This window comes from Chlorogloeopsis fritschii PCC 6912 (genome assembly GCF_000317285.1).
Taxonomy (GTDB): domain Bacteria; phylum Cyanobacteriota; class Cyanobacteriia; order Cyanobacteriales; family Nostocaceae; genus Chlorogloeopsis; species Chlorogloeopsis fritschii.
Genome location: NZ_AJLN01000063.1, coordinates 63034 through 82685, shown reverse-complemented (window position 1 = coordinate 82685; position 19652 = coordinate 63034). Strand labels below are relative to the sequence as shown.

The window sequence follows — 19652 nt, the reverse complement described above, 5'->3', positions numbered from 1 at the left end:
TATTTCTATTTCAAGCAAGTGATTAAGAACGATAAATGGATTGCCCAAATGGCTGAAAAAGGCATGATTTTGCCTTTTGAGTCAAATTTAGTTCGAGAAATTAAAGTAAATACAGCTTTAGGAATGAATCCTGTAATTAGCTATGGCTTGTCTTCCTATGGCTACGATATCCGCCTTTCACCAAACGAATTTCGCATTTTTCGTCATATCCCTGGAACTGTAGTCGATCCCAAAAACTTTAATTCTCAAAATCTCGAACCGACTCAACTACATACAGATACTAATGGCAGTTACTTTATCTTACCAGCCCATTCTTATGGATTAGGAGTTGCCTTAGAAAGGTTAGAAGTGCCAGATAATATCACAGTGATTTGTATTGGTAAAAGTACGTATGCTCGTTGTGGCATTATTGCAAATTTAACACCTGCTGAGGCTGCGTGGCGCGGTCATTTGACTTTGGAATTTTCCAATTCTTCTAGTGCCGATTGCCGTATTTACGCCAATGAGGGTGTGGTGCAATTACTATTTTTAGAAGGCGAGCCTTGTGCGATCAGCTACGAAGCCCGACAAGGCAAATATCAGGATCAGCCAGAAAAGGTTACCTTGGCTAGAGTTTAATCTTTCTACTGTCGTTGCTGCAATTTTTTATCAATTCGTTGCTCTGCTGCTAATCGCTCTAAAGCATAATCATTCATGTCTACAAAATGCATATGAGCTATTAATGCTGGGTGAACAGCAGCAATTTGTCGATATATTTCTTGAGCGATCGCACGATAAGAAGGATGCCCTTGTCGTGAACTTCGTAATTCCACAAAATGATAAGCTTCACGCAGATTCATCTTCATTCGCCAGCGCACACGATAGGCGAAGGCTACAACATATTGTGCTGCGTCTGGTAAGTCTTTGCTAATCAACTCAGTTGTTTCGGCAGCATGATCTAAAGCTTGCCGATAAAGCTGGGTCAGTTTTGCTTCTTCTAATTCTGGTGGAACTACGTAGCCGTGATGGACGGAGTAGCTTTGACGTTCTTGGGAAAGCACGCGATGTCGATGTAGATCTCGATAAGCTCCCAAATCGGCTAACACATCAAATGTATAGTATGTTTCTTCAAAAGCACGTCCAGGGCGATGAAAGCGCGACTCTCGTTCGCCTACATAGGTACTTATAATCTTTACTCGTTCTGGAGTTGATAAACCAGTAACGTATTCTTTGAGTTGCTCAAAAGTCAAATCAGTGTGAGGATAAAGGATAGCTGCAACAATCTTTACCTCTGCATCCGGATCGTACTCTACTAATTGAACAGTGGATGTTGATGCAGGCTCAATTTCCTTGTGTAGAGACGCGAGATCTCGCGTCTTGAGAAGATTTTGTGCCAGCAATTTTGTACGCTGGCTATTTTTTGATAAGTAAAGCGCAGCCTTAGCACCTCGTTCGGTTTTTGCACGTTTGACAAATGAAGGTATGAGATGATCTAGCTCTTGTTGCATAGAAATTCCAAGCGTGCGAACTTCTTCGTGAGGTGAGGCTGCAAGCTTGACTAGCAAATATTCCAAAGCTCTTCCATTACCAAACAATCCAACATTAGTCAAAGTTGCCATAGGCAGCAAACCGCGCAACAAGTCTAAAGTTTTGGCTCTGGTTGCATTGTTGTATGCTCGTTCTGAGGTGGTTGGATCTTGAGGAGTACAAGAGCGCACCCAACTCAACAGAGGTTCAGTTAATGCAGTGTAAGTGTCAAATAAACGATCTAGTGTTGTCTCATAAAGTGATGCGTGGCTTGATGCCATAATCGACGATTCTCGATGGTAGCGATAACGCCCGTTGATTTTGCGATTAAACGGCACATATCTTGTTGATTTTTCTAAGGGAGAAATTCCCAAACGACTGTCTTCAAGAGCTTTGGCTGCAATATTACTAATTCCTTCACAGGCAATATGCGCTCCTCCTAACTCTGCCACAGAGTCATCGCCGTACCCAATCAAGACGCGATCGTAAAATGCTTCTGCTTGTTGAATTGCCACTAATTGATCGACGTTATTTTTAGCTGTTTCACCAACAATTTGAGCAAAATTAGCTTCGCTTTCTTTGATGAATTCATCCAGAAGTATACGGCGTAAGCTTTTATCACTACGGCTATAACGCGAGAATAAGGCACCTTTGACTACTTCGGGGAGATTCCGCAAACCAAAAACAGAGCGATCCAAATTAGTCACAAAAGGCTGTAGCAAACAGTTCTCCTGTTCAGTCAGCGATTCTTCCCAAAAATCAGTCATTTCTACTATCTCTGTTCTGACAATTACTAAATTAGTTCTGCGATCGCTCGTCGTCGCTCTCAAAGTAAGTGATATTTGTGGAACCAAAACACCGCTACGATGCTGGGATGAGTTGGTAAAACAGGTTTTAATTTGGCTTTGATTTGAGATGTTGCACTTCAATCACCGTATGCACGTTACCGCGCGGTGCAAAATCTGCTTTGACTGTGGCTTCTAGCGGATCGCAAGCGGCGACAAAATCATCCAAAATTTGATTGGCAGATTCTTCGTGAGAAATATAGCGATCGCGGTAACTGTTAATGTAAAGTTTGAGCGCTTTTAATTCCACTACCTTTTCATCAGGTATGTAGGTAATGTGAATGGTGGCAAAGTCAGGATAGCCGGAAAATGGACACTTACAGGTAAATTCCGGCAAGGTAATGTCAATGTTATAGCGACGTCCGATTCGCGGATTGGGAAATGTAATTAATTTCCCTTCCGCAATGTTGCGTTCGCCATACTTTACTTCTTGGTTTAGCTGAGATACGGTTTCAGGTGAGGAGTTACTCATAAAAAATTACAATAATTATTGGCTATTCGTCATTAATTAAAAACCCTGAGACTGTGTACTTAAAAATCTTCCGCTTCCCAGTCTGGGCAATTCTCATCATCCCACCCATAGGGATGCATTGCACACACTAATAAATTACCACCGTAAGCTTGACCGTGGTAATGACGACAACCAATACAGGCTGGATTTTGTGTTGCTGAAGGTTCAACTGGATAAGGAAAAGCCGGATCTAAATCATCTCCCACCACATCCTCTAGTTCCCAGTATAAGTCCTGCACATACTGGTCAAGTTCAGTTGCAATTGTATTTTGTAACTGTTCGGTAATTTCTTCTGTAATCTCAAAAACAGTGTCTAGCATTTCACTCATCCCCAGGAAGAAACGTTCTACCTCATCCGCCACTGTTTGTACCATTTCCCAAAAATCTTTTTGCCAATTTTCCATATAATTAACGTCCTTACAGGCTATTTCAAAAAAAGAGGACACTGGTGTATTTGCCAGATTATGACTCAAGCTTCCCAAATAGCGTGCATTTTCCCCGGTAATGGGTGCGTAAGCATTGTACAAACGTTTTTAGGGTAGCTTTCCGTAGGGTACTAATTTGCCCTAACCAAATGTCCGTGGACGTTCAGTGCTACTTGGCTGGAAGCACTGAAATACACCCTGAGGAATTTAGTTTCAACTCAAATTTTACGCCATTAAGTAAAAGGTTGATATCAGCATTGCTGCGCTAATATCAACCCTTTATAAATTTCTAATTAATTATCGTGCTGCAGACGTTTTAACTCGTCTTCTAGTTCTAAAACTTGTTTACGTAATTGATCTACATCATCATCGGTTTGGGCAGCTTTCGCTGTTGGCTGCTCATCTTCCTCTAAAATTTCGATGCGGCGAGGTTCTGAGGGGGTAGTGGTTTCAGCAGCCGTTGTCCCAGATGTAGGTGGCTGTTGAGCTTGCTTCATCATGTCTTCAACGAAGCGGCGGGCTTCCTCTGTTGTCATTTCGCCCCTTGCAACCATTTCGTCTGCCATCTTTTGAAATTGCGATCGCAGTTCGGTTAGTGTCCCACCTGCTCTCTCGCCCGCATAAGAAGCCAACCCAACACCGAGATAAAAAGCTTTTTTAACAATATCTCCAAAACCAGGCATTGCAGCTTTTGCGCTCCTAAAATAGGGCGACCCGGAGACTACGCCTACCGTAAGCATCCCGTGTTGCTGCTACCTTCCGGTCCTGACAAGATTTGGGCGTTACAGTCGCATAGATCCAGGTCTAAAACTAGGATAGCATTAAATACTTTAAGTGTGTTATTCAGCTACAATTTTCCATTCGTATAGCTTGTAGTTAACGCAACCGTTTTTTACCAACGGATCGCGAGCCACGATCGCCTGTGCTTCATCCATTGAGGCTGCCTCAAATATCATCATCCCACCTCCAAACCCAGACCAGTAGCCAGACTTGGCTTTGTGTCCTTTGGCAATCAACTCTTGGATGTAGGCTTTATGGGCAGCTACATATTGGTCAAAAGTAGATTTATCAACTTTGCCTTCCTCAATCTTCACGAAAGTGGGCATTTGCGGGCATCCTCTTGTGTTACCTCTGCGTTGGAAAATTATGAAGCGATCGCTTTTTCCTCAATTTTCTGCTGAGAACTTAGACGCTCCAAAATCTGCAAAACTTCTTGTTCAAACGCCACCTGAGCACGATTCGTTTTACCACCCACATACAGGCAGCCATCTGTTTGCAAAGCCCAAATTTGCGAGTGAGAGAAGTAACTCATCACGACACCCAGCATTAATAAGGCAAATCCTGCATATACGATTGGTACTCCCGGATCGGCTTTAATTTGCAAGCCCGTACTGCCAACTACATCTAAAACAGTCAACTTTACTCCATTGACTTGGGTAGACATCCCACTACGCACAGTATCAACCAACTTACCAGTAGCATCGTAAATTAACACTGTTCCCTGCAAGTCTTTTGCCAGTAGCGAGACACCTTCACTCAAATCTGGTTTTGTTGGAATCCAGGTTCCCCAAATACGCCCATTGCCATTGGTGTTCAATTGCGCCATTGGCAGTTGGAAAATCGGGCTTTTGTTCACCCGCACCCGCACAGCAGCAAGTCCCCAATCAGTTTGATAAAAAGTTACACCACGATAGCGCAGGGGCTGATTAACGAAAATCGTCTTGCGATCAACTTCTTCTCCTTGACTATTCAAAACAGATAAATCTGAATAAAACTGGTCAATACTTCCAGTAGATGTATAATCAATCCAAAAACGATTGACACGCAAAGTCCAATCTTTAGTGATTTGTGTGGCTGCCCAAGGCCCAGCATCAACAATATTTTTGACTTGAAAATTATTACCACTGGGAATCATTTCTTGAGCCATAAATCCAGTCATCGCTCCCCAAATTGACCCTAGTAGAATCACCACAATACCGATATGCACAATAATAGGGCCAATGCGTCCAACTATTCCCTTGCGGGCATAAAGAACATTATTTTTATCTTGTTCTTGAAATACTTTGTAACGGCGATTTTGCAATATCTGAGTGAGTTTTTGTAGAGAATCATTTTGTGTATCTACATCTAGTTCCGCACTCAATGCGAGTTTTGTAAATTGTCGGGATTGGTCGTAAAATTTCCAACGGCGGGCAGCTTTTAAAGCTGGTAACTGACGTGTAAATGTACAAGCAGTTAAGCTAGTACCAAAAAATATGAGTAAAGCTAAAAACCACCAAGTGCGGTATACATGGTCTAAGCCTACAGTCAAAAGAACTTTCCAAGAAAGGAAACCAAAAAGAGCAGGATTTTCTGGATAGTTGGCTTGATAAAAAGCTAAGGATTGACCTTGCTCAATCACAGTACCGCTGACACTAAAGAGTGCAATCACCAAAAGCAGAACTATTGCTAGACGTAAATCTGTCAGTACAGGCAAAATATCTTGCCGTAAAGACTGATTAATGGTTGACCACAAATTTGATTTTTCAGAAGTTGTATTGTCTACAGTCATTTTAATTATTAGAAGTCATTTTTATGAGTTAGTAGTTAATAGTTAGTAGGAGCAGCTTGAGTTGAAAAATAATCAACAAAACCTGCTCTTCCAGTAGTTAGTAGACAGTTATTGATGATATTACTTATTAGTTTATGATTGAGAGATTTTGTTTAATTCACCTATTACTACTAACTACTATCCACTAACCACTAACCAATTTTATAATCCGCTTAAGGGAATTCGAGAAATTAGAGAAAAAACACCAAATCCTACCAACAGGATTCCACTAACTGGGTTAATCCAACCAGACCAACGCCGCATTTCTAGTATCTTTTTAATAGAAGCGGTAAACGTACCTGCTAAAATTAATGGCGCTACATAACCTGCTGCATAAGAAATTAGCAGAATAGCACCTAAAATGAAGTCTTGCGTATTTGCAACCCAACCCAATAAGCTAGCTAAAACAGGTGTGCTACAAGGGGAGGCGACTAAACCAAAACTCATGCCAATTGCATATGCTCTTAATCCTTGAGGCAACTCTTGAGAAATCCAATCTGTACCTCCAAAAGAAGGCAACTGCAAGGGCAATGCTTCTAATAAATTCAGTCCCATTAAAATAGCTAGGATACTGACAATAATCGGCAAACCAATTCCTATTTGCCCGTAAACTTTTCCGACTACAGCTGCTACAACTCCTAGAGTTGCTAGTGTAGTTGCTAATCCCAAAGCAAACCAAGTTGATTGGGCTGCTGCTTGTAAGCGGCTTTTTGCTTCATAGCCACCAATGTAACCAATAGTAATTGGCAGCATGGAAAGCATACAAGGGGTGAGACTGGTAAGCAATCCGGCAACAAAAATGATGCCAATACTAAATAAACTCAGGTGCGTCAGTTGGTTAGAGACAAGGGAGTTAGCGAATTGCTCTAATTGATAGAGGTAGGTTTGCAGGGTTTCAAGCATGGAAAAAATAGAAAGCTAAAATGCTTGCACTGCTTGAATATTAGCTTAATTTGGTCTGCAAAGTGGGAGCTAAGAGTAACCTATCCTTTGATTTTATGTTCCACACCTAGATCACAGAGATCCTCGACTTCTTTGGAGAAGTCAGGGATCTGAACACCATTAAAACAGATAATTCTGCCTGTACAGACTTTTCCAAAGTAAGCTAAATCTATATTCGCACTGCTAGGAGTGGAAAAATGTTGTTGGAGTTAAAGCGCATCCAAGTTCCACCAGGACAACGAGTGCTGCTACAAGATGTAAACTGGCAGGAATTTGAAACTATTTTGGCAGATTTAGGAGAACACCGTGCAACACGAATTGCTTATGACAGGGGAATACTAGAGATTATGACACCACTGCCAGAGCACGAATATGATAAAGAAATTATTGGTGACTTGCTCAAAGCTTTATTAGAAGAGCTAAATATTGAATTTATCAGCCTTGGTTCTACCACATTTAAAAATCAAGCAATGGCTCAGGGTATAGAACCAGATCAGTGTTTCTATATAAAAAACGAAGCGAGGGTTCGCGGCAAGAAACGACTAGATTTAACTGTAGATCCTCCTCCTGACTTAGCGCTAGAAGTTGATGTTACCTCTCGAACTCATCTCAATATTTATGAAGCGCTCAAAGTTCCAGAGCTTTGGCGGTTTGACAAAGGCAAGCTCCAAATCAATTTACTGCAAGATGGGCGTTATGTAGAGTCGCAGGAAAGCCTAAATTTTCCCAATTTACCATTAATTAAAGTTATTCCCCAATATCTTGAGCAAAGTAGAACTGCTGGCAGAAACGGAACCCTCAAGGCTTTTCGCCTCTGGGTAAGAGAACAAATACAACAGTAACAACTGAAAATGAGCGAACAACTGCTCAAAGAAATTAAAATTCGCCCAGCTACATTAGAAGATGCAGCAGCTATTTGTCATGTTCTTGTGATATCAGTACGGGAACTGTGTGCTCGTAATTATACGCCCAAAGAAATAGAAGCTTAGATAGGCGATCGCTCCCTGCAAAATTACCGCTACACAATGCAAGAACTGGGCAAGGTAAGAGTTGTCGCTGAAAAAGGGAAAGAAATTGTTATTTTTGCTTATTTACTAAAAGAAAAACCCACCTTATTAATAAATGGCAAATTATTAAGAAAAAATTAAAAAATTTTTGGGTTGAGTTGAGCAAGAATGAAATCCAAAGTTCACGAGATAGTTTAACTTTCTTACTTCAACGTGGCTTATGTATTCTAGGCATCAATAGTGACATTTCAACCTAGATATTAGTAATGAAATTATTAATTATCAATTTTCTATAACCAAGCTATTAGCCTAACGGCATAAACAAAATCTACCTTGGTAATGATGTTCAAGCTGATTAGATAGATGAATATAGTTTAAGAAGTTTAAAAAACTATAGTTTGTTGTTTTTTTAGGTGAAAACGATGACAGGAAACTTATTAGCAGCCTTAATTACAGCTTTAAGCTTGTTGATTGTTGATTTAGTTGTTCCTGGTGTTAATATTGCTAATTTTCCAGCGGCTTTAATTGCAGCAGTGGTGATTGGTGCAGTCAATGGGTCTGTGAAACCAGTTTTATCTACTTTATCCTTACCGCTTAACTTCTTATCATTTGGAGCATTCTCACTCATTGTTAACGGCATTTGCTTCTGGCTGGTAGCAGCTTTAGTACCTGGGTTTAGTGTACATGGACTGATAGCTTTTCTTTTAGGCCCTGTAGTTCTATCTTTGTCTAGCACTTTTATCAACAACTACTTCGCCGAAAAGAATCTTTTAAAGGGCAGCACTGAAACAAAACCCAAAGCCGAATTGCCTTCTAGCTAACTATCAACCTATGGTAAAACAGACGCGATCGCCCGCGTCTGTCATCCACAAAAGCTCAAGACAATAGATTAAGCAATAAAGCTAAGTGAATTAATTCCTGAGACGGAGTTAGAAATTCGCTGAGTTTCCGAAAATAGAAAGCAGAACTCAAGTAATTCAAACAAATAGTAACAGAAATACCATGAAATTGCTTCGTTACATCCTCGGTTTCTTTTTGCCTCCACTTGGTATCTTCCTAACCTATGGAATTAGTACCACCTTGGTAATTAATATTTTACTCACTCTTCTCGGTTGGCTTCCCGGTAGTATTCATGCAATTTGGGCGATCGCCAAATATGATGAAAGATTGAGTAGAGAAGGACAAATCTATTAAGCCTGAAAAGCTATCAATCAATTTCTCCTAAATAGTTTCCAATTACCCCTTTTTTCCTATTTCCGGAAAAGGGGTAATTTAATCAAATAAATACTCTGCGCTCCTCCGCGTTTAAAAAGCTAATCTTTGACACAAAAGTATACTGAATTCACTTGCTTTCTGATAACCAATTAAAATACCAAAAAAATATAGGGTGATTATTAACCACCCTATATTAATCAGCGATTTCTTAACTTTTATTTACTTACTTTATCAACTGGTTCTTTTTCCTTTAGCCAGTCTGCGGCTGACAGCAACAACTCCCTCAAAACTTGTCGTAACTGATGCTCTTTTTTCGCCAGTACTGTACCAGCCTCGCCAAGTTTTTCTTCTACTTCAGAGTGCTTTTGTTGTACCTGTGTAACTACCGCTTCTGCTTGTGGGCGAGCTTGGTTAAACCAATTTTTAGCTTCGTCTAGATAATCTTTAACTTCTTCAGAACGTCCGCCATAACGTGCTGCTAAATTAGCTCTTACAATCGCTAGTTGTGCTTTTAATTGAGCGTAGCGTTTCTTTAATAGAGAGACTTCTTCACTGTTTTGTATTGCGCTTACAGCAGAATCAATAGCAGTTTTGGTATCAGCAGATTTATCTGTACTTGTTTGTTGAATTTCTGCTAATAATCCTTCTACTTCTTGCTGGATGTTGTTTTCTTCTTCATCCAACTTTGCTTCTAGTTGTTTAACTTCTGCCTGAGTTTTAGCGATGTTTTCGTGTCTTTTACTATTCACAGCTTCTAGCGCTCCTTCAATTGATGCTGTTACTTCTTCTTTGAATTCACTACCCTTGCTTTGCAAATTTTCTATCACAGTAGAGACAGCATCTTTAACAATAGAGCGAAGTTCTCCAGAGCCTTCTTTAAATTCAGAAACTACCTGAGATACAGCAGACTTTACTATTTCACGAATTCGCTCTGCTCTTAGCTGCCCAGTTTCTTTTGCTTGTTGGATGTCGGTTTTAATTTGTTCTTTGATATTGTTAGTCATCTTTTAGAGGTGTAGGAATTTAACTAATTTGGATAAAAATTTATAGAGGAAGACTATGCCATACTGCTATTGTGGCGTAAGCTTTTTGAAAGCAGTACTGCCTTTAGATAGAAAATCACTAATCGATTAACGGATATTGAAAAGAGAAACTTAAAGTAAACGCCTATAAAAAAGATGACTAGGGAAACTACTTGTGGAAATATGTAAATAAATAAGCTATAAGAGAGCTTCCCCTTTACAAGGGTTTTCTGTAAGGTGGGCATTGCTCTCCAATATTTAAAAGGTTTACTAAATAGGCTTTGACAGGCAATGCCCACCCTACAATTTGTGGTCTAGGGAAACTACTTGTGGAAATATGTAAATAAATAAGCTATACAGAGAGCTTCCCCTTTACAAGGGTTTTCTGTAAGGTGGGCATTGCTCTCCAATATTTAAAAGGTTTACTAAATAGGCTTTGACAGGCAATGCCCACCCTACAATTTGTGGTCTAGGGAAACTACTTGCGGAAATAGGTAAATAACTAAGCTATAGGAGAATTTCCCATTGAATTACGCAAAAATAAGTACTACAAGGCTAAGTTAGGATCTGAAATGCGATCGCGAGTATAGAAAGTACGTAGAGTAACCTTGAGATTACTAAATTGAAAAAATTAGCGAGAAATTTCCGAGGGGAATTTCTCGCTATTTAATGGCTTTTACCTATCAAGGTTTAAGATAGTTTTCTGATATTAAAAGTATTTAATTAATACTCAACGAGAAGCATAGCTCCACCTCAAGTATTCTTTGGATCAAAACTCCAACTTCCTTAGTTTGCTACCTCAGCCAGCTCAATAATTCGCCCTTCGTAATCCTTTATCAAAAAATTGAGCGGCTTTCTACTGCGAATCTTAAACTTTAAACCACGCATTTCCACACGCATTAAAATCAATTCTAAGCAGTCGTGGTCAAAACAAACGTGGCGCTGCTGATTTTTACTACCCAAGCTGGCTCCGGTAATCACGTGCAACTGAGTATTTTTCTTGAGCTGATACCAAAGTCCGTCACTAGCATTTGTCATTTTGCTAGAAAAAGACGGGCTACTTCCTAAATAAAGTGGATCAACCCCCGTTGCACCTATAGTTTGCTCGTAGTTGTAGTAGTAGTGCAAAGGCACTTCCGCCGCTGGTAAATCTAGCAGCCCTTCATACAACTGTCGTGCAACTTCCAAATCCGACACCATCACTGTATATACTTTTGGTGCACTGGTAAGGAACATCCACATGGCACCGGCATATGCTGCTAGGAGCATTACCATTATGCCTTGGGTGGAGAACAAGCTATCTAATGGTAGGGAAGGCAAGAAAGAACCTAAAGTATAGGGATTGAGCAGGAATGGTGTCACACTAACTGCTATAACCATGAACAGAATTGGGAATTATATATATGGAATATTGAAGCCGCTTTTGTTTTCTAGATTAAGGACTTAAATAGCCTATATGTTTCTAGTGTATCAAGTGATAAACCTGATTAGTGTCAGTCGTAAACAGACTAACACAACAACTGTACAACTAACTTAAAGTTTTCCACTGCCAAGTTAATTTTAGCAATATAGGCTGGTTTAGATTGTGCAAATTCCTCATTTTTCTGAAACTAATCACCCGCTGGTTAAATCACTGTTTCATCACACTGATTCTGAACTTGTCAGTTTGTTTCAGTGTCATCCTGATTCGGGAAGATACTTTGCAGCAATTTTTTGTCGTTATAGCCCCATCGTCTATACTTTAATTCGCCATTCCGCTCGATCGCCTGTACAAGCAGATTATCTGTTTGCCCTTACCTGGCGACATATTTACTACGAACTTGGCGGATTTAATGCCAGCAGCGATCCCTCTAACCAAGAAAGTCTTACCCTGCAAAACTGGTTAATTAACCAGACAGCTTACTGTATTAACGAAATTGAAGTTCCTCCCACAGAAGCGATTCATTATTCTCTGAAGACAACTTCTCCGCCGCTGTGGTGCTATGTGGAACAAGCCTTAGAGCAACTACCACCGATGTTGCGTTTGATGGTTTTGATGGCTCAGACATTTCACTGGAGCGAAACGAGAATTGCTGCTTACCTACAGGCAGAAGGAGAAACAATTTCCCCCACCGAAGTAGCAAATTTTCTTCAAGAAGGTTATCGTATGCTAGAAGAAAAATTACCAACGGACATCCGGTCTATATATCTGGGCGAAAATTTACTTCCTCCCGCTTCTACGCAATAACACTTACTTAATTTTATTTCTAAGTAAGAAATTTATAAATTGTTGCCACACCTTCTGTTTATAACCGCAATTACACGGGCAATTTTTATGAAACAACGGTATCTTATCCTAAGGCATCCGATTTTAAACTTAAGCAGTATTGCTTACTTTTTAGCTTTTACTTTTTTACTTAGTCCCATCGCTGCAACCGCAGCAGATATTACTCAACAACTCCACCGTCCAAATAATAAATCGGTGGTACGAGAATTAAGGGATCAAGCAGATAATTTGCTGCGTACTGGCGAACAGCAACGAATCTCAGGCAGTTTCGATCAAGCAGTCAACTCTTGGTTAAATGCATTAGAAATTTACCATTCTATTGGTGAGCTAAAAACGCAAGGTTTAATTTACGATTTTTTGAGTGAAGGCTATCTACAACTAGGACGTTACTCACAGGCAGAAGATGCAATGCGGCGAAGACTGGCGATCGCCCGCGATGTCAAAGACTTTCAAAATCAGATTTTCGCCCTCAATAATATCGGTACGTTGTTGCTGCAACAAGGAGAACCTGCTAGTTCCGCTAAAGCTTTTACAGAAGCACTCGAAATTGCTCGTCATATCAAAAGCCTTGAAGGGCAAGGATTGTCTCTGAGTAACTTGGGTTTGGCAACTGCAAGATTGGGAAATTATGATCGGGCAATTCAACATTATGAAAATGCTTTAACTTTCCGGCGTCAAACTGGCGATTTAATTGGTGAAGCTAATACCTTTAATAATTTAGGCGATGCTTATCTAGCAGCTGGCAATTATCAAGGTACGATTAGCACCTACGGGGCAGCGCTGCGGATCGCAAAATCAAAGGGCGATCGCGTTAACGAACTGCGGGCGATAGATGGTTTAGTAACCGCCCATAGCGCTGTCGGGCGTCACGAGCGTGCGTTTGATTTACTCCAACAGCGATTGGCATTTGCTCAACAATCACGAAATCTGCGCGAAGAATTGAAATCTTTCGAGTCTTATGCTCAGTTGCATGAAAAACTAGGCAATTATCAAAATGCTCGCAATTTTTACGAAAGAGCAATTCTCGCAGCCCGCACGCTCCAAGACAGCAAGCAGGAAGTGCTATTGGTTGACAAACTGACTCAAATGATGCGCAAAGCCAGTGTCAAGGGGACTAGGGATTAGGGACGCTTGAAGAGGAGGGGCAACAGGGGAGGGAAGAAGAGAGCAGGGGGAGAGGTGCAGCAGGGGAGGCAGTGCGCCCTTGCGGGTTAAGAGACTTGTAGCAACTGCCGTTATTCACGTTTACTCCCCCAGCTTCCCCATCTCTCCTTGTCCCCGTGTCTCCGTTTCCCCGTGTCCTCTTCCCAGTACCCACTGTTTCCTGTCCCCTGTTCCCTGTTCCCTATCACCTATATTTATCAATGCTGCATCTGCTTGAGGTTAATGCGATTGCGCCCCTCTGCTTTTGCTTGGTAAAGCGCCTGATCGGCTGCTGCAATTAAAGTTGAAGGTGATGTATCAAAACTGGGAATGATCGTGGCGACTCCTAAACTTAGGGTGACGTACTGACTGACTGTAGATTCTGAATGAAGAATTTTTAATTCTCTAACTCCAGTTTGCATCGCTTCTGCCAGATGAACAGCACCCCATGCATGAGTGCAAGGCAAAACCACAGCAAATTCTTCACCACCGTAACGTGCTACTAAATCCTGATTCTTCTGGGCTGTATCTTTTAAGACAGTGGCTACCTTTTGCAAACAAGCATCCCCGGCTGGATGACCGTATTTATCGTTGTAAAGTTTAAAAAAATCAATATCGCACAAAATCATTGATAGTGGCGATCGCTGCTGTGCTAGTTCCAACCATTGAGAATTGAGATACTGATCGAAGCGACGACGATTAGCTACGCCAGTTAAGCCATCTTCATTAGCAAGTTGTTGCAGAGCTTGGTTAGCTGCTTCCAACTGTTTGTATACTTGCCCTTGTTGGAGTAGCCTTCTGACTCGTCGGCGTAACATTGCCCAATGAATTGGCTTAGTCACAAAATCGCTTGCTCCAGCCTCAAAGGCACGATCTACCGAGTCGGCATCATCCAATCCCGTAATCATCAGTATTGGAGTGCGATCCCATAGCATAGAAATTAAACTGCTACTGAGGGAAGAACCACTATCAAAGGATGCGAGTGCTAGTGCTAAATTTTTCTTGGTAATGTGGAGCAGCTCTTGACAACAGGTAAAGCCATCCATGATTGGCATGACTGCATCTAATAAAATTAAATCCGGTTTGACAACAGTGTAAGCATCTAAACACTCTTTACCATTGCTAACCTCGACTACCCGGTAACCCTCTTGTTCCATCGCTTCACGCAACAGTAATCGCATCGTCGCATCATCATCAGCCACCAGAATCAGAGGAGGCTTGCTAGAAATCGAAGAAAAATGGCTTGTGCCTGGCATGGGCGCTTTCCAGCGAAATTAAGAGTTAGAGCTAAACATTTACTGATAAAACTTCAAAAAACGGCTAAATATAGCGTATATGACAGTTTTTATCTCAAAAAAGTTCTTATAACTGCTCATCAAGCACGAGATATATCGGTGAGAATTCTACTTTTATACTTGTATCTCTCCCAAATGCTTGATTTTTCGTTTCACTGCCTAAGTGGAATGGGCGCAGTTCCCCATATTGATAAATTGGTAGGTAGATTTATATTCATAAGTAATAGCAAGAGTGAGAAATGGTAGTATTTATATTTCCCACGAATAAACAAGACAACCAACAAGAAATTGCTATTTTCTTGAAAACTTCAAATGTATAGCTGAATTTTTAAGTTCCGCAGTTAGTTTAGACACGAATTGCAGAAAGAGAAATTTTGGATTGTTAGTAAATTGTTAGAGATTTTTTGACTTTTAGCTAATTGTTGAAACTGCTACACTTTCAGGTTGTCAAAAAAATGAATGATTTTTTTAGTATCATTACTGAGGTAGATTACTAAAATAATATAAATATGTAAAATCTTACTAATACTCAAGTATTTGAACTTAAAGTTTATCAATTCTTGATAAGTAAAATAAAATTATGAGGATGAGCAAAACTAAAACTAAATAAAATTCCAATCATAAAATTTTTTCAATTTCAAATCTTATTTATACCTAGTAGGTGCTATTATGCCCGATTCATTAATGTACCAGCAAGAATATTTTGTTGTGTTAGAGACGAATCAACCAGAACAGTTCCTAACTGCGCCGGAGTTAATAGAAAAACTAAAAGGAATTCTACAAACAATTAATCTTCAGGATTTATCTCCAGATCTGCGTTCTCTGGATTCTGTAGAAGAGAGAGCAAAATATCTACTAGATACCACTTGTGAACTGAATATTGGGCTTGGGCAATATTTGCAGTGGTATGCAGTACGCCTAGAAAAATAAATTTGTTGTCAATAGTCAAAAATCAATAGTCGTAGATATTTGCTAATGACTAATGTACGGGCGGGTTTAACGAGATAAACGCGTTAGCCTTCACTCTCTGCGGGCTAAACCCGCCCCTACTGACTAATGACTATTTTGCAGTAGTAATGAGCGTCAGTTCAATTTTATCTGAATCTACTTGCGTAATTTTCACATCCACTCCAGGGCCAAAATAACTAGTCATTTTTTCTTGTTTTTGTTGCCAAAGGTCAAATGGTACTAGTGGTGAGTCAAATTCTAGAGTTAGAGCATAAGCTCCGTTAATTTCCTCTTCTCGCAACCCTGTTAGCTCTGGTTGTTCTGCTTCCGAAGGACTTAAACCCAGGTAAGAGAGCGTGCGATCAAAATGAGTATTCTGCCCGTAACTATAGCGGGTGATATCTTTGCGAATTTTATTTTGAGTAGGAGTGGCTTGCTGTTTCTGCAATGCCAAAACTTGCGGCGTAGTCGGTTTGCTGTAGGGAATGGGTTTAAGTTCGTTAGCTTTGAGTGCTAATCCTCCCAGCACCAGTGGAATCCCGTAAAAAAATCCGACAAGATTAAGAGTGGCATTATCAGCTGCGTAGGCGACGATACCGACGATGGTGAGAATACTGCCGACTGTTAAACCCAGCGTTCCCAAAGAAATTTGGCGTAACATGACTTTAGCTTAGTATCTAATTCTTAGCGTCTCAGTTTTATTATCATCGGTGATCGCGCAAGAATTAGGGAAGAGGAGCAGCGAAAGTCTTTTTGGTTTTGAGTTAACTTTAAATAAATGTGAGAAAAGTTTCTAACGGGAAAACAATGGATCCACAGACTATCAAAGAACGAATTACCGAAATTCAAAATAAACGCGAGTATTTGCTAGGCTTACTGGAGCAACCAAATCTAGGAAGTTTGAGAATAGATGTCAATCAAGCTTTGGAAGAAATGGATGAGTTAATTGATGAATACAGACGCACTTTTCCAGAGACAGAATCTAATTAACCCTTAACTAAGCACCCAATAATAAGCACCTACGTCGGTAGTAACCATAATTCCCCGGTTCTACCGACGCTTTTTGCAAATCTCTGTTCATATTTACAAGTCCCCAAAATTAAAATTTCTCTTGGGTCACATTGATTTAGTTCACTGTAATTTTATCCTGTTACTGAATCATCGGTTGCCCGTTGCCCTAACTGCCTCACCAAAGTAACTAGTTCGCCAGTAGGTACATCTTTCTTACAAAAAGCATCTAAATTTCCCGTTGCTTTCGCTTCGAGCAATTTAGAATCCTCTACAGAAGAGTAAGCAATAATTTGGGTATTGGGAGCAATGGACTTGATATGATTAGACGCGCTCCAACCATCCATCACAGGCATCTGTAAATCTAAAACAATCACATCAGGCTGGTAGCGCTGAACCATTTCTATTGCTTCTTGACCGTTAGAGGCTAAACCTACTACTTGAATTTTTTCCTGGGCAGACAAGATTAATTGTAGGGTTAAACGAGTTAGTTCGTGATCGTCAACCACTAAAACACGCAAGGTAGAAGACTCACAAGACAACATTAACATCCAAGGAACAAAAACAGATGTACAACAACTTTTATAGTTTATGAGAACATCTATGAAACTTGACTCTATCCTATGGTTGAATAAATCGCAATTAGCTAATTTATATCTACGATTATTGAATATCTACATGGGAACTTTAGACTAAAAATGGAGGTTTAACTGTCAAGGGATACAGAACTTTTTTTTGAATTAATTAGAGTTGAGGCGATCGCTGTTGAGTTTAATGCCATAGACATGAGAATTTTTTGCGAGCTAGTTTCTGGGCAATCTTCGCCAGGATGTCTTTGGATGTAGCTGCCATCGGCTTGTAGTTCCCAGGCTTGGCGGTTATCTGCTAACATTATGCCTAAAATTTCTTGCAAATCTTTAGCAATATCTGGATCTTGTACTGGAGTCACTACTTCCACGCGGCGATCGAGATTGCGGGGCATCCAATCAGCACTGCCAATATAAATTTCTTCTTGCCCATTATTATAAAAATAAAAAATGCGGGAGTGTTCTAAAAACCGACCAATAATACTAATAACGCGAATATTTTCGCTGATATCTTTCAATCCCGGACGCAAACAGCAAATACCCCGCACAATTAAATCAATTTTTACTCCAACGCGAGATGCCTCGTATAAAGTAGCAATGATTTGTGGATCGACTAAAGAGTTCATTTTGGCTACAATTCGCCCAGAATTTCCTTTTTGAGCATTCTCGATTTCTCGATGGATGAGGCTCAAAAGGCGATCGCGCATATTTACAGGCGCAACCAAAATTTGCCGATAAGATTTTTGCAGCGAATAACCAGTTAAGAAATTGAATACATCTGTAACATCAGCTCCTAATTCTTCTCGGCAGCTGAACAATCCCAAGTCTGTGTAAAGCCTGGCAGTTTTTGGATTATAATTACCAGTCCCGATATGCACGTAACGGCGGATGCGTTCTTGTTCGCGCCGCACCACCATGACAATTTTACTGTGGGTTTTGAGTCCTACCAGACCGTAGACAACATGAACTCCGACACTTTCTAAACGTCTTGCCCAATAAATATTGTTCTCTTCATCAAACCTGGCTTTAAGTTCTACCAATACAGACACCTGTTTGCCATTTTCGGCAGCAGCAATTAAGGCATTGACTATTGGTGAGTCTCCAGAGGTGCGATAAAGAGTCATCTTGATTGCCAGCACATTTGGATCGTGGGCAGCAGTGGTAATAAATCTGACTACTGATGCGGAGAAGGATTGATAGGGATGGTGTACGAGCAAATCCCGTTCCCGAATCACGGCAAAAAAGTCTTTGCCTTCCTCTATTTCTCGTACTTCTGTACCAACGATGTTGGGTTCGCGAATTCGTTGCAGGCGGGGATGAACGACAGATTGCCAAGGCGGATCTTTAAGTTCTGGTAGGGGCAATGACATAAAATACATTAAATCCCGCAATCCCAAAAGCCCGTCTACTTCGTAAACATCATTTTCTGTTAATTCCAAATCTTCTAGCAAGCGATCGCGTATGGCTGCTGGAGTTTCAGATTTAATTTCCATCCGCACCGGAGTACCGCCAACGCGCCGTTTTCGCAGTTCTTGTTCTATTGCCAACAGCAAATCGTCGGCTTCATCTTCTTCCAGTTCCAAATCGGCATCGCGAGTAATACGGAACAGATGGTACTCTTGGATATTCATCCCCGGAAATAGAGACTCTAAATTGTGAGCGATCGCCTGTTCCAAAGGTATACCAGTCCAAACAAATGGTTTGCCCTGATGCTGAATTCCTAATTCTGGTGGTAAAGCCAAAAACCGAGGCAAGACTTTAGGTACTTTGACTCTGGCAAATAATTCTTCTTCTGTTTCAGGATTTTTGACGACAACTGCTAAATTTAAGCTGAGATTGGAAATATAAGGAAAGGGATGACTAGGATCGACAGCAAGGGGAGTAATAACAGGAAAAATTTGTTCTTCAAAATAATTGTCTAAATAATTTCTTTGTTTCTCTGTCAAATCTATGTAATCTAAAATGTGGATGCCATGATGTGCAAGCTGCGTCCTCAGTACGTTTTCAAAATGTTGATGCTGTTGAGCTACTAAAGGACGGAGAAAAAAACTAATTTCATCTAATTGTCTTTGTGGTGTGAGACCATCGAAAGTTAACTTGCTAACTTTCGCTTCCACTTGTTGTTTTAGTGCTGCAACCCGCACCATGAAAAATTCATCTAGGTTGGAACTCGTGATTGCCAAAAACTTAAGACGTTCCAGAAGAGGTGTGCGCGGGTCTAGTGCTTCATGTAATACTCTATTATTAAACTCTAACCAACTAAGCTCACGATTGAGATAGTATTGCGGATCGGTGAGATTTATCGGTTGGTTTGTAATTTTTTTAGATTTTGGCATGGTTAC

The 19652-nt window shown here is 40.5% G+C and carries 23 protein-coding genes and 1 other RNA gene; 10 read left to right on the top strand and 14 right to left on the bottom strand.

Annotation, left to right across the window (positions count from 1 at the left end; genetic code table 11):
• Positions 1-48: 48 nt before the first annotated feature.
• Entirely contained in the window at positions 49-618 is a 570-nt protein-coding gene (gene dcd / locus UYC_RS0110700) for a dCTP deaminase (protein ID WP_016876936.1), read from the top strand.
• Between the two features lie 5 nt (positions 619-623).
• On the opposite strand, the gene UYC_RS0110695 is transcribed toward dcd, so the two are convergent.
• The 8 genes from UYC_RS0110695 to UYC_RS0110665 form a co-directional block, all read right to left on the bottom strand.
• A complete protein-coding gene (locus UYC_RS0110695; RefSeq protein ID WP_016876937.1) occupies positions 624-2273 on the bottom strand; it encodes an FAD-dependent thymidylate synthase in 1650 nt (549 codons plus the stop codon).
• Positions 2274-2400: 127 nt separating this feature from the next.
• Entirely contained in the window at positions 2401-2823 is a 423-nt protein-coding gene (gene queF / locus UYC_RS0110690; protein ID WP_016876938.1) for a preQ(1) synthase, read from the bottom strand.
• Positions 2824-2882: 59 nt separating this feature from the next.
• Positions 2883-3266 (bottom strand): hypothetical protein, encoded by a 384-nt coding sequence (locus UYC_RS0110685; protein ID WP_026087626.1) that lies wholly within the window; start codon positions 3264-3266, stop codon positions 2883-2885.
• A 314-nt stretch (positions 3267-3580) separates the two neighbouring features.
• Positions 3581-3970, bottom strand: a complete 390-nt coding sequence (locus UYC_RS0110680) for a phasin family protein (RefSeq protein ID WP_016876940.1) — start codon at positions 3968-3970, stop codon at positions 3581-3583.
• A 25-nt stretch (positions 3971-3995) separates the two neighbouring features.
• An RNA gene (ffs, locus tag UYC_RS36110) (signal recognition particle sRNA small type) lies at positions 3996-4092 on the bottom strand.
• Positions 4093-4126: 34 nt separating this feature from the next.
• The gene (locus UYC_RS0110675) at positions 4127-4393 is read right to left on the bottom strand and encodes a YciI family protein (protein ID WP_016876941.1); all 267 of its coding nucleotides are present in this window, start codon (positions 4391-4393) and stop codon (positions 4127-4129) included.
• A 38-nt stretch (positions 4394-4431) separates the two neighbouring features.
• Entirely contained in the window at positions 4432-5838 is a 1407-nt protein-coding gene (locus UYC_RS0110670; RefSeq protein ID WP_016876942.1) for a cytochrome c biogenesis protein, read from the bottom strand.
• Positions 5839-6039: 201 nt separating this feature from the next.
• Positions 6040-6780 carry a cytochrome c biogenesis protein CcdA gene (locus tag UYC_RS0110665; protein ID WP_016876943.1) on the bottom strand — a complete coding sequence of 247 codons (741 nt, stop codon included), beginning with the start codon at positions 6778-6780 and terminating at the stop codon, positions 6040-6042.
• 236 nt (positions 6781-7016) lie between these two features.
• Between UYC_RS0110665 and UYC_RS0110660 the strand changes: the two genes are divergently transcribed.
• The 5 genes from UYC_RS0110660 to UYC_RS0110640 all read left to right on the top strand — a co-directional run bounded on the left by UYC_RS0110660 (position 7017) and on the right by UYC_RS0110640 (position 9020).
• On the top strand, positions 7017-7661 hold the full coding sequence (locus tag UYC_RS0110660; protein WP_016876944.1) for a Uma2 family endonuclease: 645 nt from the start codon (positions 7017-7019) through the stop codon (positions 7659-7661).
• 9 nt (positions 7662-7670) lie between these two features.
• On the top strand, positions 7671-7808 hold the full coding sequence (locus UYC_RS38880; protein ID WP_016876945.1) for a hypothetical protein: 138 nt from the start codon (positions 7671-7673) through the stop codon (positions 7806-7808).
• Between the two features lie 36 nt (positions 7809-7844).
• Positions 7845-7967, top strand: a complete 123-nt coding sequence (locus UYC_RS39895) for a hypothetical protein (protein WP_016876946.1) — start codon at positions 7845-7847, stop codon at positions 7965-7967.
• A 281-nt stretch (positions 7968-8248) separates the two neighbouring features.
• Positions 8249-8647 (top strand): phage holin family protein, encoded by a 399-nt coding sequence (locus UYC_RS0110645; RefSeq protein ID WP_016876947.1) that lies wholly within the window; start codon positions 8249-8251, stop codon positions 8645-8647.
• Between the two features lie 181 nt (positions 8648-8828).
• Positions 8829-9020 carry a YqaE/Pmp3 family membrane protein gene (locus UYC_RS0110640; RefSeq protein WP_016876948.1) on the top strand — a complete coding sequence of 64 codons (192 nt, stop codon included), beginning with the start codon at positions 8829-8831 and terminating at the stop codon, positions 9018-9020.
• Positions 9021-9256: 236 nt separating this feature from the next.
• Here the strand turns inward: UYC_RS0110640 and UYC_RS0110635 are convergent, their stop codons facing one another.
• The gene (locus UYC_RS0110635; RefSeq protein WP_016876949.1) at positions 9257-10045 is read right to left on the bottom strand and encodes a hypothetical protein; all 789 of its coding nucleotides are present in this window, start codon (positions 10043-10045) and stop codon (positions 9257-9259) included.
• An 804-nt stretch (positions 10046-10849) separates the two neighbouring features.
• On the bottom strand, positions 10850-11443 hold the full coding sequence (locus UYC_RS0110630) for a hypothetical protein (RefSeq protein ID WP_016876950.1): 594 nt from the start codon (positions 11441-11443) through the stop codon (positions 10850-10852).
• A 205-nt stretch (positions 11444-11648) separates the two neighbouring features.
• Between UYC_RS0110630 and UYC_RS0110625 the strand changes: the two genes are divergently transcribed.
• Together UYC_RS0110625 and UYC_RS0110620 are read left to right on the top strand one after the other, a co-directional pair.
• Positions 11649-12290, top strand: a complete 642-nt coding sequence (locus tag UYC_RS0110625; protein WP_016876951.1) for an RNA polymerase sigma factor — start codon at positions 11649-11651, stop codon at positions 12288-12290.
• Positions 12291-12377: 87 nt separating this feature from the next.
• Positions 12378-13454, top strand: coding sequence for a tetratricopeptide repeat protein (locus tag UYC_RS0110620; protein ID WP_016876952.1), 1077 nt, complete (start codon positions 12378-12380; stop codon positions 13452-13454).
• A gap of 236 nt (positions 13455-13690) precedes the next feature.
• On the opposite strand, the gene UYC_RS0110610 is transcribed toward UYC_RS0110620, so the two are convergent.
• On the bottom strand, positions 13691-14728 hold the full coding sequence (locus UYC_RS0110610; RefSeq protein WP_016876954.1) for a response regulator: 1038 nt from the start codon (positions 14726-14728) through the stop codon (positions 13691-13693).
• Between the two features lie 708 nt (positions 14729-15436).
• Between UYC_RS0110610 and UYC_RS0110600 the strand changes: the two genes are divergently transcribed.
• A complete protein-coding gene (locus tag UYC_RS0110600) occupies positions 15437-15697 on the top strand; it encodes a CRR7 family NDH-1 assembly protein (RefSeq protein ID WP_016876956.1) in 261 nt (86 codons plus the stop codon).
• A gap of 130 nt (positions 15698-15827) precedes the next feature.
• On the opposite strand, the gene UYC_RS0110595 is transcribed toward UYC_RS0110600, so the two are convergent.
• Positions 15828-16376: a DUF2854 domain-containing protein gene (locus UYC_RS0110595; protein WP_016876957.1), complete on the bottom strand. Its 549-nt coding sequence runs from the start codon at positions 16374-16376 to the stop codon at positions 15828-15830.
• 146 nt (positions 16377-16522) lie between these two features.
• Here UYC_RS0110595 and UYC_RS0110590 point away from each other — a divergent pair, with 146 nt between their 5' ends.
• Positions 16523-16705 carry a hypothetical protein gene (locus UYC_RS0110590; protein WP_016876958.1) on the top strand — a complete coding sequence of 61 codons (183 nt, stop codon included), beginning with the start codon at positions 16523-16525 and terminating at the stop codon, positions 16703-16705.
• Between the two features lie 152 nt (positions 16706-16857).
• Here the strand turns inward: UYC_RS0110590 and UYC_RS0110585 are convergent, their stop codons facing one another.
• On the bottom strand, positions 16858-17274 hold the full coding sequence (locus tag UYC_RS0110585; protein WP_016876959.1) for a response regulator: 417 nt from the start codon (positions 17272-17274) through the stop codon (positions 16858-16860).
• 155 nt (positions 17275-17429) lie between these two features.
• The gene (ppk1, locus tag UYC_RS0110580) at positions 17430-19646 is read right to left on the bottom strand and encodes a polyphosphate kinase 1 (RefSeq protein WP_016876960.1); all 2217 of its coding nucleotides are present in this window, start codon (positions 19644-19646) and stop codon (positions 17430-17432) included.
• Positions 19647-19652 lie beyond the last annotated feature (6 nt).

Excerpts from the sequence above, each read along its gene's own strand:
- dcd (WP_016876936.1), top strand. The coding sequence starts at position 49 with ATGGCTGAAAAAGGCATGATTTTGCCTTTTGAGTCAAATTTAGTTCGA.
- UYC_RS0110695 (WP_016876937.1), bottom strand. The coding sequence starts at position 2,273 with ATGACTGATTTTTGGGAAGAATCGCTGACTGAACAGGAGAACTGTTTG.
- queF (WP_016876938.1), bottom strand. The coding sequence starts at position 2,823 with ATGAGTAACTCCTCACCTGAAACCGTATCTCAGCTAAACCAAGAAGTA.
- UYC_RS0110685 (WP_026087626.1), bottom strand. The coding sequence starts at position 3,266 with ATGGAAAATTGGCAAAAAGATTTTTGGGAAATGGTACAAACAGTGGCG.
- UYC_RS0110680 (WP_016876940.1), bottom strand. The coding sequence starts at position 3,970 with ATGCCTGGTTTTGGAGATATTGTTAAAAAAGCTTTTTATCTCGGTGTT.
- UYC_RS0110675 (WP_016876941.1), bottom strand. The coding sequence starts at position 4,393 with ATGCCCACTTTCGTGAAGATTGAGGAAGGCAAAGTTGATAAATCTACT.
- UYC_RS0110670 (WP_016876942.1), bottom strand. The coding sequence starts at position 5,838 with ATGACTGTAGACAATACAACTTCTGAAAAATCAAATTTGTGGTCAACC.
- UYC_RS0110665 (WP_016876943.1), bottom strand. The coding sequence starts at position 6,780 with ATGCTTGAAACCCTGCAAACCTACCTCTATCAATTAGAGCAATTCGCT.
- UYC_RS0110660 (WP_016876944.1), top strand. The coding sequence starts at position 7,017 with ATGTTGTTGGAGTTAAAGCGCATCCAAGTTCCACCAGGACAACGAGTG.
- UYC_RS38880 (WP_016876945.1), top strand. The coding sequence starts at position 7,671 with ATGAGCGAACAACTGCTCAAAGAAATTAAAATTCGCCCAGCTACATTA.
- UYC_RS39895 (WP_016876946.1), top strand. The coding sequence starts at position 7,845 with ATGCAAGAACTGGGCAAGGTAAGAGTTGTCGCTGAAAAAGGGAAAGAA.
- UYC_RS0110645 (WP_016876947.1), top strand. The coding sequence starts at position 8,249 with ATGACAGGAAACTTATTAGCAGCCTTAATTACAGCTTTAAGCTTGTTG.
- UYC_RS0110640 (WP_016876948.1), top strand. The coding sequence starts at position 8,829 with ATGAAATTGCTTCGTTACATCCTCGGTTTCTTTTTGCCTCCACTTGGT.
- UYC_RS0110635 (WP_016876949.1), bottom strand. The coding sequence starts at position 10,045 with ATGACTAACAATATCAAAGAACAAATTAAAACCGACATCCAACAAGCA.
- UYC_RS0110630 (WP_016876950.1), bottom strand. The coding sequence starts at position 11,443 with ATGGTTATAGCAGTTAGTGTGACACCATTCCTGCTCAATCCCTATACT.
- UYC_RS0110620 (WP_016876952.1), top strand. The coding sequence starts at position 12,378 with ATGAAACAACGGTATCTTATCCTAAGGCATCCGATTTTAAACTTAAGC.
- UYC_RS0110610 (WP_016876954.1), bottom strand. The coding sequence starts at position 14,728 with ATGCCAGGCACAAGCCATTTTTCTTCGATTTCTAGCAAGCCTCCTCTG.
- UYC_RS0110600 (WP_016876956.1), top strand. The coding sequence starts at position 15,437 with ATGCCCGATTCATTAATGTACCAGCAAGAATATTTTGTTGTGTTAGAG.
- UYC_RS0110595 (WP_016876957.1), bottom strand. The coding sequence starts at position 16,376 with ATGTTACGCCAAATTTCTTTGGGAACGCTGGGTTTAACAGTCGGCAGT.
- UYC_RS0110590 (WP_016876958.1), top strand. The coding sequence starts at position 16,523 with ATGGATCCACAGACTATCAAAGAACGAATTACCGAAATTCAAAATAAA.
- UYC_RS0110585 (WP_016876959.1), bottom strand. The coding sequence starts at position 17,274 with ATGTTAATGTTGTCTTGTGAGTCTTCTACCTTGCGTGTTTTAGTGGTT.
- ppk1 (WP_016876960.1), bottom strand. The coding sequence starts at position 19,646 with ATGCCAAAATCTAAAAAAATTACAAACCAACCGATAAATCTCACCGAT.